13 protein-coding genes and 2 tRNA genes are annotated in these 16,750 nt (G+C 40.6%); 4 read left to right on the forward strand and 11 right to left on the reverse strand.

Translation table 11 applies throughout. The annotated features are described in order from the left end of the window. Positions 1 to 79: 79 nt before the first annotated feature. From epmA to greB, 6 genes are all read right to left on the reverse strand, one after another. Entirely contained in the window at positions 80 to 1,048 is a 969-nt protein-coding gene (epmA, locus tag FTU62_RS02330) for an EF-P lysine aminoacylase EpmA (protein WP_373684210.1), read from the reverse strand. Between the two features lie 5 nt (positions 1,049 to 1,053). After that, entirely contained in the window at positions 1,054 to 2,121 is a 1,068-nt protein-coding gene (locus tag FTU62_RS02335) for a 4-phosphoerythronate dehydrogenase (protein WP_180101743.1), read from the reverse strand. Between the two features lie 115 nt (positions 2,122 to 2,236). Then, positions 2,237 to 2,989 carry a class II aldolase/adducin family protein gene (locus FTU62_RS02340; protein WP_180101744.1) on the reverse strand — a complete coding sequence of 251 codons (753 nt, stop codon included), beginning with the start codon at positions 2,987 to 2,989 and terminating at the stop codon, positions 2,237 to 2,239. A gap of 165 nt (positions 2,990 to 3,154) precedes the next feature. Then, positions 3,155 to 3,244 (reverse strand) — tRNA-Ser (locus FTU62_RS02345). A gap of 227 nt (positions 3,245 to 3,471) precedes the next feature. Continuing rightward, positions 3,472 to 3,561: transfer RNA gene (locus FTU62_RS02350), tRNA-Ser, on the reverse strand. Positions 3,562 to 3,644: 83 nt separating this feature from the next. Continuing rightward, a complete protein-coding gene (greB, locus tag FTU62_RS02355) occupies positions 3,645 to 4,142 on the reverse strand; it encodes a transcription elongation factor GreB (protein ID WP_180076767.1) in 498 nt (165 codons plus the stop codon). A 365-nt stretch (positions 4,143 to 4,507) separates the two neighbouring features. Between greB and FTU62_RS02360 the strand changes: the two genes are divergently transcribed. Then, positions 4,508 to 5,620, forward strand: coding sequence for a transglycosylase SLT domain-containing protein (locus tag FTU62_RS02360; protein WP_180101745.1), 1,113 nt, complete (start codon positions 4,508 to 4,510; stop codon positions 5,618 to 5,620). A gap of 76 nt (positions 5,621 to 5,696) precedes the next feature. Here the strand turns inward: FTU62_RS02360 and FTU62_RS02365 are convergent, their stop codons facing one another. Continuing rightward, positions 5,697 to 6,080: an SCP2 sterol-binding domain-containing protein gene (locus FTU62_RS02365; protein ID WP_078190434.1), complete on the reverse strand. Its 384-nt coding sequence runs from the start codon at positions 6,078 to 6,080 to the stop codon at positions 5,697 to 5,699. Positions 6,081 to 6,302: 222 nt separating this feature from the next. After that, positions 6,303 to 7,232, reverse strand: coding sequence for a tRNA 2-thiocytidine(32) synthetase TtcA (ttcA, locus tag FTU62_RS02370; protein ID WP_078192144.1), 930 nt, complete (start codon positions 7,230 to 7,232; stop codon positions 6,303 to 6,305). 498 nt (positions 7,233 to 7,730) lie between these two features. Between ttcA and FTU62_RS02375 the strand changes: the two genes are divergently transcribed. Next, positions 7,731 to 8,594, forward strand: a complete 864-nt coding sequence (locus FTU62_RS02375) for a lytic transglycosylase domain-containing protein (protein ID WP_180101746.1) — start codon at positions 7,731 to 7,733, stop codon at positions 8,592 to 8,594. A gap of 133 nt (positions 8,595 to 8,727) precedes the next feature. Then, positions 8,728 to 9,633 carry a protease HtpX gene (gene htpX / locus FTU62_RS02380; RefSeq protein WP_078192146.1) on the forward strand — a complete coding sequence of 302 codons (906 nt, stop codon included), beginning with the start codon at positions 8,728 to 8,730 and terminating at the stop codon, positions 9,631 to 9,633. A gap of 161 nt (positions 9,634 to 9,794) precedes the next feature. On the opposite strand, the gene FTU62_RS02385 is transcribed toward htpX, so the two are convergent. From FTU62_RS02385 to FTU62_RS02395, 3 genes are all read right to left on the reverse strand, one after another. Beyond that, positions 9,795 to 10,385, reverse strand: coding sequence for a DUF4112 domain-containing protein (locus tag FTU62_RS02385; protein ID WP_111883898.1), 591 nt, complete (start codon positions 10,383 to 10,385; stop codon positions 9,795 to 9,797). 80 nt (positions 10,386 to 10,465) lie between these two features. After that, positions 10,466 to 11,806, reverse strand: a complete 1,341-nt coding sequence (gene mgtE, locus FTU62_RS02390) for a magnesium transporter (protein ID WP_180101747.1) — start codon at positions 11,804 to 11,806, stop codon at positions 10,466 to 10,468. A gap of 230 nt (positions 11,807 to 12,036) precedes the next feature. Continuing rightward, positions 12,037 to 15,147, reverse strand: a complete 3,111-nt coding sequence (locus tag FTU62_RS02395) for a multidrug efflux RND transporter permease subunit (protein ID WP_180101748.1) — start codon at positions 15,145 to 15,147, stop codon at positions 12,037 to 12,039. A 276-nt stretch (positions 15,148 to 15,423) separates the two neighbouring features. Between FTU62_RS02395 and FTU62_RS02400 the strand changes: the two genes are divergently transcribed. Further along, positions 15,424 to 16,611 carry a glycerophosphodiester phosphodiesterase gene (locus FTU62_RS02400; protein WP_180034431.1) on the forward strand — a complete coding sequence of 396 codons (1,188 nt, stop codon included), beginning with the start codon at positions 15,424 to 15,426 and terminating at the stop codon, positions 16,609 to 16,611. Positions 16,612 to 16,750 lie beyond the last annotated feature (139 nt).

Raw genomic sequence — 16,750 nt, forward strand, 5'->3', positions numbered from 1 at the left:
GATAGGCCTTTTTAAATTTGAAAGCTATGCTGCTGTCTAAAATGTATAAGCATTTATAGACAGCAGCTATTCAGTTCACTTATGACACAGCTGCTGGAAAACTAATGACTTTTTCAAGCTTTAGCTGATTCATAGCCACCATTAGCAATCGATCAATACCTAAGGCTATACCTGCACACTCGCTCATATGCGGTAATGCAGCAAGCAAATATTCATCAATCGGCATCACATGCAACCCAAGTTTAGCGCGCTCTGCATTATCTGCCTCAAAACGACTGCGTAAAACATCCGCATCAATCAGTTCATCATAAGCATTCGCTAACTCTAAACCTTCGATATACAGCTCAAATCGTGCTGCAACCAACTCCCCATCTTCGTCCACACGGGTTTTCGCCAAAGAAGCCATTTCCGGTGGAAAATCAGTAAGGAACACTGGCGTATCAAAACCGAGGCTCGGCTCAACATAATGCGAAAACAATAAATCGATATAGCCTAAACGGTCTTCACCCAAATCTAAGCTTAGCCCCACACGACGACAGCAATCTTTTAGATCTTGTAAAGAAGCTTGTAACGGGTTCAAATCCAAACGATCCATAAAGGCATGCTTATAGCTCAAAATAGTCGGACGAATTTCACCAAAGCGCTGTTTCAAAGTTTCATTCAATAGGTCAGTCACTTCAAACATCAAGTCTTTTAAGCTAAAACCCGGACGGTACCATTCCAACATGGTGAATTCACTGTTGTGTTTACGTCCATGTTCATCATCACGGAAAACTTTACAGATTTGGTAGATAGGCCCACTGCCACTTGCCAACAGACGCTTCATGGCAAATTCAGGTGAAGTTTGCAAATAATGCGTTTGCTTTTGACCATTCACATGACGCTGAGCTTGTACCGATGCTAAATGCACATCGGTGACACCCGCTTGTGAAAGTACAGGTGTTTCTACTTCAAGAACATCACGTGCCGCAAAAAACTGGCGAATTTGAGCATACATCGTGGCACGTGCACGAAGTGCAGTGAGTTCACAACTCGGTTGAAAGTTCATTTGGCTCATGCTGCTGGGCCTCCATGTGCAGCCCATTCACGGCGTAAAGGATAGGTTTTACGTAAATAATCAAAGGCTTTTTGATCCACCTTGCCGTCTTTTAGGCAAGCACGTAAGTTGGCATCATCACGAGCGATATCATAAATATCTTTTAAGTAACGCTGTAATACCGTCTTAAAGTCAGCACCAGTAAAATACTGCTCACAAACGGGTAACTGACTTTCAAAAGCTTTATTTATCGGTTGATTGAAAGTTTGACAGAATGCTTCATAGATCATCTGTGTGCCACGTGCTTTACCTTCCAAGCTGTAGCCTGCAATATGGGGTGTCACCACGTAAATTAAATCCAACAACGCTGCTGAAATCTCTGGCTCATGTTCAAAAACATCTAAGACCACTTTACGCTGAGTTTGTTGAATATCGGCAATTAAGGCAGCTTCTTCGACCACTGGCCCACGCGCGGAATTAATCAAAATCGCTGAAGGCTTCATAGCGGCAAGTGCAGCAGCATTAATTAAATGACAGGTTGGATATTCCCCCACTTTAGTTAGTGGCACATGGATACTAATCGCATCTGCATTTTTTAACAGTTCTGCAAATTCAACTTGTTTCACCTGATCAGATTGCACAAATGGATCATAGCCAATGACATTCCAACCGAATAATTCTGCCATGACGGCTAAACGTGAACCGACATTACCTAAGCCAACGATGCCCAAGGTAAATTGTTCATTTGCATTCAACAATTCAGGTTTAACGTAGAGCAATGCAGTAATCACATATTCAGCAACCGCTTGTGCATTACAACCTGCGGCATTTGACCAAGCAATGCCCTGCTTTTCTAGAGCGGTAATATCTAAATGATCTGTTCCAATCGTAGCACTACCGACAAATTTGAGTGCGGTCTGTTGAATTAATTCTGCATTTACCTGAGTCACTGATCGTACCAATAATGCATCGGCTTCTTTGACATCCTCATGGGTCAATGTTCGACCTGCCGCTTGCTTTATTTCACCAAATTCGGTAAAAAAATACTCAGTAAATGCCAGATTTTCATCTGCAACGATTTTCATAGTTCATCTCATAATTCCACTACGAACATGATAACGCGTTGCTCATGCCATGACTATTCTTCTGCACATAAAGCATAGCGCCATTTTTTTATAAGCTAAATGATAGAAAATTATATTAACGACAATAATCTGACTGCTGATCTTCAATTAAAGACAAGGCCGCCTGCCAAGCCGCTTGAATAATGGGCTCGGCCATCGGATTTTCAAACTGCTGCAACGTATGTTCACAAACCTTCGGACTCGGATAATGCAATGTAGCACTCGACAACGCTTTTACTTGAATTTGACAAGCCCGTTCTAAAAAGTAAATTTCATGAAATGCCCGTGCCACATTATCTCCAGTCGCAAGCAAGCCGTGATTGCGTAAAATCATGCAACGATAATGCCCCATATCTTGTACCAGTCTTTCACGCTCTTCAGTTGAAAAGGCAATACCCTCATATTCATGATAAGCAATGTTCTGATAGAACTTTAACGCATGTTGTGAGATTGGCAATAATCCATGTTCCTGCGCAGAAACTGCCACGCCATCTGCAGTATGCGTATGAATCACACAATTAATATTTGCACGCGCATGATGTAAGGCCGAATGAATTACAAAGCCGGCGACATTCACCATCTTCCCTGCATCATAAGTTTCAATAATTTTTCCTTCATGATCAATTTTGACCAAATCAGAAGCTGTCATTTTATCAAAGGTCACACCATAACGATTAATCAAAAAATACTCCGGTTCATGACTTAAACGTAGGCTGATATGGGTATCAATTAAGTCGGTCATTTTATAATAAGCCACCAAGCGATACAGTGCCGCCAATTGACAACGCGCTTGCCATTCCAGTTCATGAATAAGCTCTGGTTTCTGCATGGATGAATTCCTTTTCTAAATCGATTAATTATGTTTTCTGTTTATTGTGAATAATTAATAGCATGTCATATTCATACTGTATATCAACTTCGCCTGTAGAAAAAAACTATTCAAAAATTTAGGCAATAAAAAAACCCCAATGTAAAACATTGGGGTTTTTGAATATGGCGGAAGCGGTGAGATTCGAACTCACGGAGGACTCGCGCCCTCGTCGGTTTTCAAGACCGGTGCATTAAACCGCTCTGCCACGCTTCCATGGCCGCTATCATATAAATAAAAATTCAGATTGGCAAATTATTTTGCCTTATTTTGAACACTTGGCGAATCGTTCATACAAAATTTAGGCGATTGTAAAATTTTGGCTTCGAGCTGAAAAATAGAAGCTGAATCAATATGTATTGAATTGAGATCAAGGCAAATTGCATTGCCTAAATTTACGCACATAAAAAAACCCCAATGTAAAACATTGGGGTTTTTGAATATGGCGGAAGCGGTGAGATTCGAACTCACGGAGGACTCGCGCCCTCGTCGGTTTTCAAGACCGGTGCATTAAACCGCTCTGCCACGCTTCCATGGCCGCCATCATATAAATAAAATTCAGCAATGGCAAATTATTTTGTAAAAAACACGTCCAATTGAACAAAATAAAAGCAGTTTATTGTTTTTCAGTGCTTTCGCCCATTTCATAACGAATTGAATTGATATACCAACATTTTTTTCCTAGCGGGGTTAGGACTTCGACTTCATCATCCACTTGCTTGGATAAGAGTGCCCGAGCCATAGGTGAATCAATTGAGATATGTTGCGGATGATGATCATAAATTTCATCTACCCCCACGATTCTTAGCGTTTTGTGTTCGCCGTCTTCATTTTCAATATCAACCCATGCCCCAAAATAGACTTTACCTTTTTGTTCAGGTGAGTAATCGATAATACGAAGCTCTTCCAAACGTTTTCCCAAGTAGCGTACACGTCGATCAATTTTGCGTAACAATTGCTTATTATATTGATAATCCGCGTTTTCCGAACGATCTCCAAGACTAGCCGCCCAGTTCACTTTTTTGGTAATTTCAGGTCGCTCTTCATGCCATAAATGTTGAAGTTCAGCGACCAATAAATCGTGTCCACCACGGGTAATTAAGTTAGATTTCATGATGATTTTTAGGCCTTGAGCAAGTGCTGATTTTTACAAAACATGCCTATTTTATCCTCCATTTCTACACAGGCAAAGTATATAAAATTTATTCCCAAACAAAATCAATTGTTTATGTTACATATTTTAATATTTTTTCGTACAAAATTTGACAAGTATTTTTTTGCTCATTATTATGCGCACATCTTTTAGGCTTGTTTAATTTTTATCCAGTGTAGATTTTCTACATATTTCCCGAAACCCCCTAGTCATTTTTGAATGACGTCATGACTGCCCAACCCTTATTGAATTTATCAAACTTGAAAAAGTCTGAGGCCTGTTTGCCTTTGCTTTTTAGGGCATAAATTACTTGTAGCGGAGACAACATGCACAGTAGTTCAACTTCTGGGTCGAGGCTTTGCCTTAACTCTTTTAACTCTCTCCCATTTAAAGCGCTTGCACTTAGTACTGTCTTAATTCCTTTTCACAGTATTAATGCCAGCAAAACAGCACATCAATATGATGCTGTCGTCAACAGTAATAAACTCACTGTTGTTGCAGTTGCCAATCCTGCCATTGTTTTTCAGGATGGTAAACATCGACATGGTTTTGGTTACGACCTTGCACGTAACTATGCAGAAAGTTTAAATGTCCAATTAGATTTTAAAACAGTGAATGACAATGCCACTGCTTTAAAAATGGTTGCCAAAGGTCAAGCCAATTTTGCTATGACCACTGCCGAAATGAGTACCATTGAAGCCAAGCATTTGACGTCATTTTCAGCCAGTTGTGGTGATACCGTTTCTTTAAAAAAGAATGGTTTAAACAGCAACTTAAACTGGGTATTTAAAAATGCAGATGATCCACTAAGCCAAACCGCGAGTGGTTTTATTTGCCGTGCCAAACAAAATGGCGCAATTGGACAGTTGGCATCATTCTACAACCGTAATGTGGTCAAACAAGATTCTTGGAATGTGATTCAACGTGATTTAAGTAAACGTATGCCGATCTATAAGGCAAGTTTTAAAAACACGGCCAAGCAATACGATCTAGACTGGCATTTATTGGCAGCGATTGGTTATCAAGAGTCTTACCTCAAACCTGACTCGGTATCCCCAACGGGTGTTCGTGGCATTATGATGCTGACCAACAGTACAGCAAAAGCCATGGGTGTGAGCAACCGTACAGATGCGACTCAAAGCATTCAAGGTGGTGCAAAGTACTATGACCAAATGCTAAACCGTTATAGTAACATTCCGTACCCTGATCGTAATTGGTATGCCTTAGTGGCTTATAACATGGGTCCTGGTGCTGTAAGTCAGATTCAAAAGCGCGTCCAATCTCAAGGTAAAAACCCGAATAAGTGGGTGAATTTATATGCTTATCTAGACCGTAACAAGGCCAGCAATGGTCGTTATCGTCAAGCTGTGCAATATGTCACGCGTATTCGTGCTTATTTGGAACATATTAAAACCACACCTCAACTGGTGAATATCTAATATGCGTCCACCTAACATTTACATTTGAGCGCACAAAAAAAAGCTTACCTTCGGGTAAGCTTTTTTCGTTTTAGACTTAAGCAGTTTGCTCAAGTACTTTTTTGAATAAATCTTTTTGCTCAGTACTTGGTTTTGCTGTTTGCAATGCCATCAATTGTGACATATCACCTTGTACTTTTATTTTGCCCGTCATAAACGCTTGCATCGCTGCAGCCATATCAAACTCAAGGAATACTTTACGTAAAGTTTCGGCATCCATGTTCAAAGTTGTTTTCGCGTTTGAAGATAAACCTTTTTTAATTGCACCACCGTCTAATGACAATTCAGTATTGCCTGCAGCGTCAGCAACCACAAGGTTAATTGCAAGATTAGCCAATGCAGGTGGTAAGTTTAAATCACCAGCTTGAGCTGTCAGAGTTTCTACAGTTGAAAACCAATCATCAGTTAAAAAAGCAGGCATGATCTTTCCTCAATTTATTTTGTTCGTGTGTGTTGCCGTTCCGGACAACATCAGTGCAAGCATATTTTGCTTGAGGTTTGTTATAGCATGATCATTTGTGAAAAGGCTAAAGTTTTTTGTACGCGCCGTTCAATATTTAACTGTTTAACAACAAAATGTGAAAAATCATAAGCATAAAAAAGGCATTCTGTAGAATGCCTTTTGCATGATAAGGTTTTCGGGTTAATCTGCCATAAACCCTAAGTTCACCATATTAATGCGTTTGCTTTCTGACTCACCTTCTTCAGTTGAACAACTTTCGCTATTTTTAAAATCAAATTCGCGTTGTTCATCTAGGGCTTCAAAGTCGAATAACTCACGGTCAGCCAGTTGTGAAGGTGATACATTTTGCAACGCACCAAAAATACTGTGTAAACGTTTTGGAAATTCTTTATCCCAAGTACGCAGCATGTCATTTAACATCGCACGTTGTAAGTTTTCCTGAGAACCACACAAATTACATGGGATAATTGGGAACTTACGCATTTCTGCATATTTGATAATGTCTTTTTCTTCCACATAAGCCAGTGGACGAATCAAAATGTTCTTTTTGTCAGAAGACAATAATTTCGGTGGCATGGCTTTTAAGCTGCCGCCATGGAACAAGTTCAAAAAGAACGTCGCCAAAATATCATCACGGTGATGACCTAAAGCCACTTTCGTCGCCCCAATTTCTTGAGCAAAGCCGTATAACGAACCACGACGTAGACGCGAGCACACTGCGCAGTACGTTTTACCTTCTGGTGTTAAACGTTTGGTAATGCTGTAAGTATCTTTTTCTAAGATGTAATACGGAATTTTGTTTTCTTCTAAATAACGTGGCAATACGTCTTCAGGGAAACCCGGCTGTTTTTGGTCAAGGTTGACCGCAACCACATCAAAATTAATCGGCGCAATACGCTTAAACTGCAACAAAATGTCGAGCAGGGTATAACTGTCCTTACCGCCTGAAATACAGACCATCACTTTGTCACCCTCTTCGATCATTTTAAAATCACGAATAGCATGACCGACCTGACGGCGTAGCTTTTTCAATAAACGATAATACGCAGAGCTAGTTGGTAGTTCTGGTTTGAAATTAAATCCTTGTTCGGACTCAACTGGCGAGAACATAGACGAGTTAAACCTAAAAAAAAATACCGCGCAATTTTATCCGATTCGCAGACTTCTCGCATCAAAAGAATGTAATTTCCGAAAAAAGTAGAAATACTGTCATGATCACGTAATCTTCAGTGCATTATTTTATACGGTACAATTCATTTTTTAGCCCAAATGCTTATCTTTTGGACTTTTCCACAGTTGTCCACAAAAGCTGTGGATAACTTTGTGGATTCTAAATGACTTGACAAGGTGAGCCGCCCTTATTTTAAGGCTTTTATTTAAATTGATCATTTTTTGATCAATTTATAAATATTTAATTATCAATAACTTAGGTGTGTCAAGTTAAGCTCATTAAAAAAAAATAAATATTTTTTTTGATTATTGAATCATCAAAATGACTTGATTTTTACAAAGTAAAGAAGAAATCAGTCCTTGAAGCCTTTTCATCTAATTATTTTTTGATAAACTCTCTTTAACTGTTTGGGGACAGAATTTTTTCTTCACAATAAAATGAAAAACATTACTTGGACTTTGGGGCTGTTATTAGGTGGAAGTGTGGCTATCAGTTTAGCAGCACCAAACATTTTTGCCGGCCAAACGATTTATCAATTGCGTGAAAGTAATGGCACAACGTTACTGACCAATAAACAAGGCCGCTATAGCAATCTAAAAGTTGAGAAAAAAACCTACTATCCGGACAGTAATATCCATAGTTATAGTAACTGGGGCTCAAATGAAGCGTCTGTGTTACCCAGCTATAGTAGGAATAAAAATGCCTTTGACAATATTATTAAACAAGCAGCGGCCCAACATGGTGTTTCCGAAGGTCTAATCAAAGCGGTGATGCATACCGAATCAGGCTTTAACACTAATGCTCGTTCTCCTGTTGGCGCTCAAGGTTTAATGCAGCTCATGCCTGCCACAGCACGTCGCTTCAATGTAACAAATGCTTATGATCCACATCAGAACATTATGGCTGGTGCGCGCTATTTATCTTGGCTACTGAAACGTTTTAATGGTAACACCTCACTTGCCTTAGCTGGTTATAACGCAGGTGAAGGCAATGTCGCAAAATATGGTGGTATCCCACCTTTTCGCGAAACACAAGATTATGTCCGCCGTGTCACTAGCCGCTACAACAACCTATATGCTGGTAGTTTAAGTGTATCAGGTTCGAGCAATTCCAATATCGCTTCAAATAATGGTCGGATTATTGCCAGTTCGGATAATTATCATGCTGCTGCCCCTACGGTTGCTAAATCATCGGCACGTCAAATTATTCAAACAGACAATGCTAGTTTTACTGACGCACCTTCAGGTTCATTTGCCACAGCAAATGCGTCTGCTTCAGCGCGTATTTATTTCAATGAATAAATTCACTGATTTTGTAAAATTGCACCTGTTTTACTAATTTTTCCTTGAAATTTTAAGACTTTCACCTCATATTGAGTTTAATGATTTTTATTTGTAAATCAGATCATTTTTCTATAATAAGAGGATTTACCCAATGATGCGGATTGGTTTGTTCTTGCTAACCAACCTCGCGGTACTGGTTGTAGCTGGCATAATCTTGTCACTCTTCGGTGTCGGTAGTTACCACGGTGCAGGCGGCTTAAATTTAGGCAACTTGCTCGTAATCTGTTTTGTGTTCGGTATGGTGGGTTCAATGATCTCACTATTCATGTCAAAATGGATGGCGAAGAAAACCACGGGTACAGAGCTGATTGACCCTAATGCACCACGTAACCAAGCTGAAGCATGGTTACTTAACGAAGTTGCGCAACTGGCACAACGTTCTGGTATCAAAATGCCAGAAGTGGGTATTTTCCCATCGTACCAGTCAAATGCCTTTGCAACAGGCTGGAACAAAAATGATGCTTTAGTGGCGGTTTCTACGGGTCTACTTGAGCGTATGAACAAAGACGAGCTCCGTGCCGTACTCGCTCACGAAATTGGTCACGTAGCCAATGGTGATATGGTAACCCTTGCATTGGTGCAAGGTGTAGTCAACGCCTTTGTGATGTTCTTTGCGCGTGTAGCAGGTGACTTCATTGACCGTAATGTTTTTGGTCGTGAAGATGGTGAAGCACCGGGTATCGCATATTTTGTCATTACGATTGTATTAGATATTGTTTTTGGTATCGCAGCGTCTGCCATTGTGATGTGGTTCTCTCGCTACCGTGAATACCGTGCCGATGAAGCTGGTGCGCGTTTAGCAGGTAAACAAGCGATGATTTCTGCCCTGTTACGTTTACAAGCAGAATCTGAAATGCCAGATCAAATGCCAAAAGAAATGAAAGCCTTTGCAATTTCTGCGGGTCAAGAACAAGGTTTCAGTTTAGCTGCATTGTTCCAAACACACCCAACGATTGAACAACGTGTTGCGGCATTACAACAATTAGATTGCCCATAATCGAGCATCTAATGTATGTCGTAAAAAAGCCTCCCTATGGAGGCTTTTTTACGTCTAATTTTTTCCGAACATTTACTGTCTTATCAATAATCTTTCAGCTGAACGATCTTTCAATTGAATAGCCTCTCAGTGATCGCGTTCAAGCAACAAGGCATTTCTATCTACAATACTCCATTGGCCTTTAACCATTGCCAAAGCAATGAACCACCCATATAAATTGCAAAGATAAAGACTAATAAGAAAATCATCCCGAGTATATCTGGGATATGGATCCATATCCATGCAACCACAGGGTTGCGCCAAAAAGCAGATTGCTGTTGTTTCTGTTCTAATTTTTCATGTAAAAACGGATGTACCACATGTTGATCTGTACTGATTTGATATTCTTCACGAATGTGCGTATGTACAACATCTAAAGCTTTACGGCTCGGTCGAATAAACACATCAAAGATCGTCCCTGCAACAGGAATAAACCCCACGACAGCATCTATAACTGCGAGTTTCATCACACCATTTAATTTGGCTTGTGGTACGCCAATCTGTTTGGCTTTATAGACGGCATAACAGGTCAAGACAAATCCTGCGATATCACCAGCTACGGGAATGGTACTCAACGCTGCGTCCGCACCTACCCCTTGTCGAGTAAATGGAATCCGAACCACGGAGTCCATCATATTGGCAAACTTTGCGAGATCGCGTTCAAGACGAATGACTTCTTGCTTTGACATTTTTTGTTTTAATGGTTCAGTCATGTTTTATCCAATAAAAACCGTGTAAATCACTGAGATTAAAACATATTAGAAGTCTTCAATCTGTAGCAAAATGCTAATCTCTATAAATTGAGCAATTGTGAAGCAATCATCAAATACACCACCACGCCTGTCGCATCACAAATCGAGGTTACCAAGGGTGCAGAAGCACTTGCAGGATCGAACTTTAACTTATTGAGTATGAAAGGCAAACTCATGCCAATTAAACAACCGAGCAATACGATACCCATCATACTCAGTGCCAAGACCAAGGCCACGGTTGCATCACCACGGTAGTAGCCTAAAATAGATACAGCAATGGCCATGGTTCCGCCCAGACACAGGGCAACCAAACTTTCACGTCCCAGCAAGTAAAACCAGTCCCTAAAATGTACATCGCCCGTTGCCAATGCACGCACCATCAGCGTTGCAGATTGAGAGCCGGCATTTCCACCACTGCCGACCAATAAGGGCAAAAAGAAAACCAATACAATATTTGCGGCAATAATGTCTTCAAAATGTGCAATGCCAATCCCGGATAACAAACTGCCAAAAACAAGAAATACCAGCCAATACACCCTTTTTTGATAGAGTTGCAATATCGGGGCAGATTTAAGACTCAATTTAGATGATGCATCGACAGCACCAGATTTTAAAAAATCTTCTGTTGCCTCTTCACTGGCCACATCCATTGCATCATCATATGTCACAATACCCACCATCACACCGGCATGATCTATAATGGGTAATGCTAGTAAGTCATAACGAGCAATGGTTTTGGCTACTTCATTCTGATCGCTGTCAAAATATGCAAAAATAATATCGGTCGCCATTAAATCACTAATATTGCTTTGTTCTTCGGCAAGTATTAATTGTTTGAGCGATAAAACACCCAGCAGCTTTCTTGCTTCATCAAGTACATAGGCCAAATAAATGGTTTCCGAATCGGGTGCCTCATAACGCAACATTTTAATGGCATCTTTTACCGACATATTCGGTTTTAGGGTGGCATATTCGGAGCTCATGATGGCCCCTGCCGTACCTTCTACATAAGAAGAGAGCTGCCGAATATCTTCACGCTCGGCCTGTGCCAATGCAGGCAATAAAGTATTTTGCTGCTCGTGATCTAAACATTTAAATAAATCGACACGCTTGTCTGAAGGCATTTCGCCCATAATTTCAGCCAAGTCTGTTCGCGTTAAACCGCGTGCAAATTTTACTTGTTCTTCGGGTTTGAGATATGAAAATACATAGGCGCGTGCAGGAAGATGCAGTAGCAGCTTTTGACTATTCTCTAAAGGTAATTGTGCCAAAATATCAGCCAAATCTGCGGCTTTAAACGTTTTAACAGAGTCTAATGCCAATGCAATATCTTGCTTGCTTAATGCATCATTTAAAAGATATAAAAAGTTGTTGTAGCTCATGCTCGCCCCCTATTACCCAACCTATGTAATAGGGCCGCAACGGCTCTTATTTTATTTGCCGAATGAACCCACATAATAATGTTGGTAAATATATATGTTTGAAATTTGGTGTATCTGACAACTGTGCCTGTCCATTTAGGGATTTAATCCTCATCAAACCGCTTATACGGCGCAGCAATACTACGAAAAACTTTTACATTTCTCAACCTTTACAACGAAACCTAAACAATTTAATCACTTATGTTTCTTTTAACAGACTTGGGCTTAAATAGAGTCCGTATCAATACATACATAAACGGAATAAAGATCAGCACCAAAACCGTACCGAATATTACCCCACCGAGTACGCTCACCCCAATCTCTTGGCGACTGGCTGCACCTGCACCAAAAGCAAGAACTAAAGGAACCACTCCCGCACCAAAAGCCAAAGAGGTCATCAAAATAGGACGTAAACGAAGTGCTGCGCCTTCCATTGCAGCTTCGATTACATGTTTGCCTTTTTCTTGTGCCATCGCTGCAAACTCTACAATCAAGATCGCGTTTTTACAGGACAAACCAATTGTTGTCAGTAGAGCAATTTGGAAATAGATGTCATTTGGAAAACCGGCCATGTAGCTAAACAAAATATTACCGCCTATCCCAAGTGGAATCGCACTCATGACTGCTGTTGGAATACTCCAACTTTCATATAGGGCAGCAAGACAGAGGAAAATAAATCCAATCGAGACTAAATATAGCCAAATCGCTTGATGACTTGATTTTTGCTCTTCAAAGGATAACCCACTCCATGCCACGTCTACACCCGGCACTTGGTCAACTAAAGCTTTAACATCTTGCATGGCTTGTCCACTTGAGACATTTTTGGCAGTATCCGCTTCCATTTGTAATGCGGTATAGCCCATAAAACGGTTAACAACTTCTGGACCACCACTCCAACCAATGGTTGAAAAATTACTAAATGGAATCATTTCATTTTGGTCATTACGTACATGCCAATAAGCTAAATCTTCTGGTTTAGAACGGAATTCGGCATCTGCCTGCATCATGACGCGTTTAATGCGCCCACGGTCAATAAAATCGTTGATATAGCTACCACCCCATGCGCTACTCATGGTGCTATTAATCGCATTTTGAGTTAACCCCAAGGCCATGGCTTGTTTTTGATCAATATCCACTTTTAGTTCGGCTTTATCGGGGTTTGAGCGTTTGTCTAAATTTTCGAAACTGCTGAATTGTGAAGATTTTTCTTGCAAGCTTTTAAATTGCGCATCGAGATAAGCACGGCCTTCACCATTCATATCTCGCAGCCAAAATTCCAGACCATCGGTTTGCCCAAGGCCACTAACAGAGGAAGGCATGCTGACATTGATTTGTGCATTGTTAAATTTTTTAAAATGTTTCATAGCACGTTCACGAATCGCTTGCGCTGAATTGTGTTGTCCTGAACGTTCATCCCAATGCTTCAGTGCAATAAAGCCTTGCCCTAAGTTTTGACCCGTACCAGAAAAATTTCGTCCATAACGAATCATCACCAAATCAACATTTTGCTTTTCTTCAGTTAAAAAGTACTGCCGAATTTGTTCACCGACCTCAAGACTTTTCGACATCGGTGCACCTTCTTGTAATTTAAGTTGCACACTCAAAATACCCTGGTCTTCACTAGGAATAAAACTGGTCGGTAAAGCACGATAAAACAAAGCAAATACAGTAATGAGCCCCGCAAACAAAACCACCGTCCATAAGCGATAACGAACCGTGGCTTGTGCAAGTGTCAAATATTTGGTTTTTAAAATCTCTAATTTGGCATTAAACCAAATCGCCCAGCGCTGTGGCTTCGGATTGGGTTTTAAAATTAAGGCACATAATGCAGGGGTTAAAATCAGCGCAACCATCAATGACAAGCCCATTGCAGCCACAAGTGTTATGGAAAATTGTCTATAGATCACGCCCGTTGAGCCACCAAAGAACGCCATGGGAATAAATACAGCGGTCAATACCAAAGTAATCCCGATTAATGCCCCGCTAATTTCATGCATCGACTCGATGGCCGCTTGTTTTGCTGTTAACTGTTGTTCATGCATTAAACGTTCGACATTTTCCACCACAACAATCGCATCATCGACCAACAGACCGATGGCCAGTACCAATGCAAACAAGGTGAGCGTATTAATGGTCATGCCCAAAGCATATAAAATCGCTAAAGTCCCTAGAATCACCACAGGCACGGTAATCGCAGGTATCAGCGTTGCTCGCCAATTTTGTAAGAAGATAAACATCACCAAAACCACCAGTAAAACGGCTTCAAATAATGTTTTCACCACTTCTTTAATCGATTCTTGTACAAATGGCGTGTTATCCCGTGGATAAACAATTTTATAACCGGCAGGTAATTGCTTCGCTAACTGTTCAATTTCTTGCTTAATTAAGGCTGAGGTTTCAAGTGCATTTGCCCCAGAAGCCAATGAGATCCCCATCCCTGAAGATGGATACCCGTTAATGGTATTCACCCCTGAATAATTTTCCGCACCCAATTCAACACGTGCAACATCTTTTAAATAGACAAAACTGCCGTCTCGTGCAGATTTGACAATAATATTTTCAAATTCTTCAACTGACTTTAAACGTGTACCTGAAGTGACTTTTGCATTGAGATATTGATCCGAAACACTGGGCAATTCACCTACGGCTCCGGCTGCAACCTGCGTATTTTGTGATTCAACAGCCGCACGGATATCACTGGGCATAAGGCTATATTGCTTTAACTTCAGTGGGTTGAGCCAAATGCGCATGGCAAATTGCGAACCAAAAACATCGACTTCACCGATACCCTCAATTCGAGCAATGTCCTGCTCTAGATGAGTCATCATATAGTCACCAAGTTCGATATTCGAACTCTTGCCAGTCTCATCATAGAGGCCGATAACCATATGGGTATCACCCAAAGATTTATAGACATTTACCCCTTGGCGCTGCACATCTTCAGGCAGCCGATTGATTACTCCATTTATGGCATTTTGTACTTGTACTTGAGCGGTATCTGGGTCAGTGCCATTTTCAAAACTGATGCTGATCCGGCTTCGACCTGAAGAGTCGCTGCTTGAACTAAAATATAAAAGATGATCAATTCCTTTAATTTGTTGCTCAAGAACTTGTGTGACACTTTCCTCGACTGTTTCTGCTGACGCACCGCTATAACTTGCACTGACCGTAATTCGTGGTGGTGCAATATCTGGATAGCGCTCTACCGGTAAATTGAGGACAGCAAAAAGCCCGAGCGCCATGACGATGATCGCCAAGACACCTGCAAAAATCGGTCGATAAATAAAAAACTTAGACAGCATCAGTCCATGTCACTTTTCAATTAATGAAATAAAATGTGTTGATTGATTTTTTCAAAAAATCTTATTGATAATCAATCACAATGTGCTTGATTACAAGCCTAGACTACATAAAAACCTTGCTTGAAGCGAAATATGTAGAAAATATGGAGAGCCTCCACTTCAGCTATTTTAGTAAATTTATGTGACAAAACCGCCTCTGTCATGAAGCTTTAGCCACTGCCCTGCAATGTATGCCTGCAACATCATTCATTTATATAAAAAGATGCAGAGGCAGCCATGCAAAAACAATTAACAAAACAGTTAAATCTAGCCATAACTAGCAAAGTGAAATCCTCATGGGGCGTGTCTTCACTGCTCCTTTTTAGCGTTTTTGGTTTATCTGCATGTAATTCGGATGACGATAAAACCCATGTCACCAAGCCCCCTATTTTGCCTGATACAGGTTTTGTCATTGTTGGGCATCGTGGTGCCAGTGCTTTGCGACCTGAGCATACTCTTGCCGCATATCAAAAAGCGATTGATGATGGTGCGGATTTTATCGAACCCGATTTAGTGCCAACCAAGGATGGCTATCTGGTAGCGCGCCATGAAAGTGAAATTTCAGGGACAACCAATATTAGTACGCTGTCACAATTTGCGGATCGAAAAACCACAAAAAAAATCGATGGTATCGACTATACAGGATGGTTTACGGAAGACTTTAATTTGAATGAACTGACTCAAAATGTAAAAGCACGTGAGCGTATTGCTCAATATCGCCCTAATAACACTCAATATAATGATCAATACAGCATCCCAACGCTCGAACAAATCATTGAACTTGCCGACGCTCACTATAAAAAAACTGGGAAAATTGTTGGTTTATATATTGAAACCAAGCACCCAACATTTTTCCAACAGCAAAATCTAGCCATGGAAGATCGTTTACTCTCCACGCTTGCTAAATACAGTTATACACGTGATATCGCGCCTGTATATTTACAGTCCTTTGAAACCACCAATCTTAAATACTTACGTGATCAACTCACGCAAAAGAAAACCCTCAAACATGGCAAAATTATTCAATTATTAGATAGCCCAACTGCAATACCGGGTGACTTACAGCAACAAAGCTCACCTCAAAATTATGCAAGCTTAGCAACAGCAGAAGGCCTAAAATCAGTGGCAAAATATGCAGATGGTGTGGGTCCTAGTAAAACGTATATCTTTTCAAACACTGAGTTTAAACAAACCAGTTTTGTCAAAGATGCCCATGCTGCTGGTTTGAAAGTCCATCCTTATACGCTCAGACCTGAAAATGGTTTTTTACCTGACTATTTAAAATGTAGCTCAGTGGCAACCGAACGTTGTGATACCGGTGCGGCTAAAGAATTTGAAAACTTCTATAAAGCTGGTGTAGATGGTGTATTTGCAGATGATCCGGGACTGGCGCGTAAAACCTTAACACAACTGCAAAAGCCCTAATTTTCCTAAAATGAAAAAAGACGCCAAGGCGTCTTTTTTATTGTTAAACGGAAATCTTAAAGTGGGTTTGCCAAATATTCTGCGGCTGACTGCGTTGCCACTGGCTGAGGTGCTGGAGCTGTCGGAGCTATCGGAGCAT

This window comes from Acinetobacter sp. YH12126 (assembly GCF_013418745.1).
Classification (GTDB): domain Bacteria; phylum Pseudomonadota; class Gammaproteobacteria; order Pseudomonadales; family Moraxellaceae; genus Acinetobacter; species Acinetobacter amyesii.

Excerpts from the sequence above, each read along its gene's own strand:
- epmA (WP_373684210.1), bottom strand. The coding sequence starts at position 1,048 with ATGAACTTTCAACCGAGTTGTGAACTCACTGCACTTCGTGCACGTGCC.
- FTU62_RS02335 (WP_180101743.1), bottom strand. The coding sequence starts at position 2,121 with ATGAAAATCGTTGCAGATGAAAATCTGGCATTTACTGAGTATTTTTTT.
- FTU62_RS02340 (WP_180101744.1), bottom strand. The coding sequence starts at position 2,989 with ATGCAGAAACCAGAGCTTATTCATGAACTGGAATGGCAAGCGCGTTGT.
- greB (WP_180076767.1), bottom strand. The coding sequence starts at position 4,142 with ATGAAATCTAACTTAATTACCCGTGGTGGACACGATTTATTGGTCGCT.
- FTU62_RS02360 (WP_180101745.1), top strand. The coding sequence starts at position 4,508 with ATGCACAGTAGTTCAACTTCTGGGTCGAGGCTTTGCCTTAACTCTTTT.
- FTU62_RS02365 (WP_078190434.1), bottom strand. The coding sequence starts at position 6,080 with ATGCCTGCTTTTTTAACTGATGATTGGTTTTCAACTGTAGAAACTCTG.
- ttcA (WP_078192144.1), bottom strand. The coding sequence starts at position 7,232 with ATGTTCTCGCCAGTTGAGTCCGAACAAGGATTTAATTTCAAACCAGAA.
- FTU62_RS02375 (WP_180101746.1), top strand. The coding sequence starts at position 7,731 with ATGAAAAACATTACTTGGACTTTGGGGCTGTTATTAGGTGGAAGTGTG.
- htpX (WP_078192146.1), top strand. The coding sequence starts at position 8,728 with ATGATGCGGATTGGTTTGTTCTTGCTAACCAACCTCGCGGTACTGGTT.
- FTU62_RS02385 (WP_111883898.1), bottom strand. The coding sequence starts at position 10,385 with ATGACTGAACCATTAAAACAAAAAATGTCAAAGCAAGAAGTCATTCGT.
- mgtE (WP_180101747.1), bottom strand. The coding sequence starts at position 11,806 with ATGAGCTACAACAACTTTTTATATCTTTTAAATGATGCATTAAGCAAG.
- FTU62_RS02395 (WP_180101748.1), bottom strand. The coding sequence starts at position 15,147 with ATGCTGTCTAAGTTTTTTATTTATCGACCGATTTTTGCAGGTGTCTTG.
- FTU62_RS02400 (WP_180034431.1), top strand. The coding sequence starts at position 15,424 with ATGCAAAAACAATTAACAAAACAGTTAAATCTAGCCATAACTAGCAAA.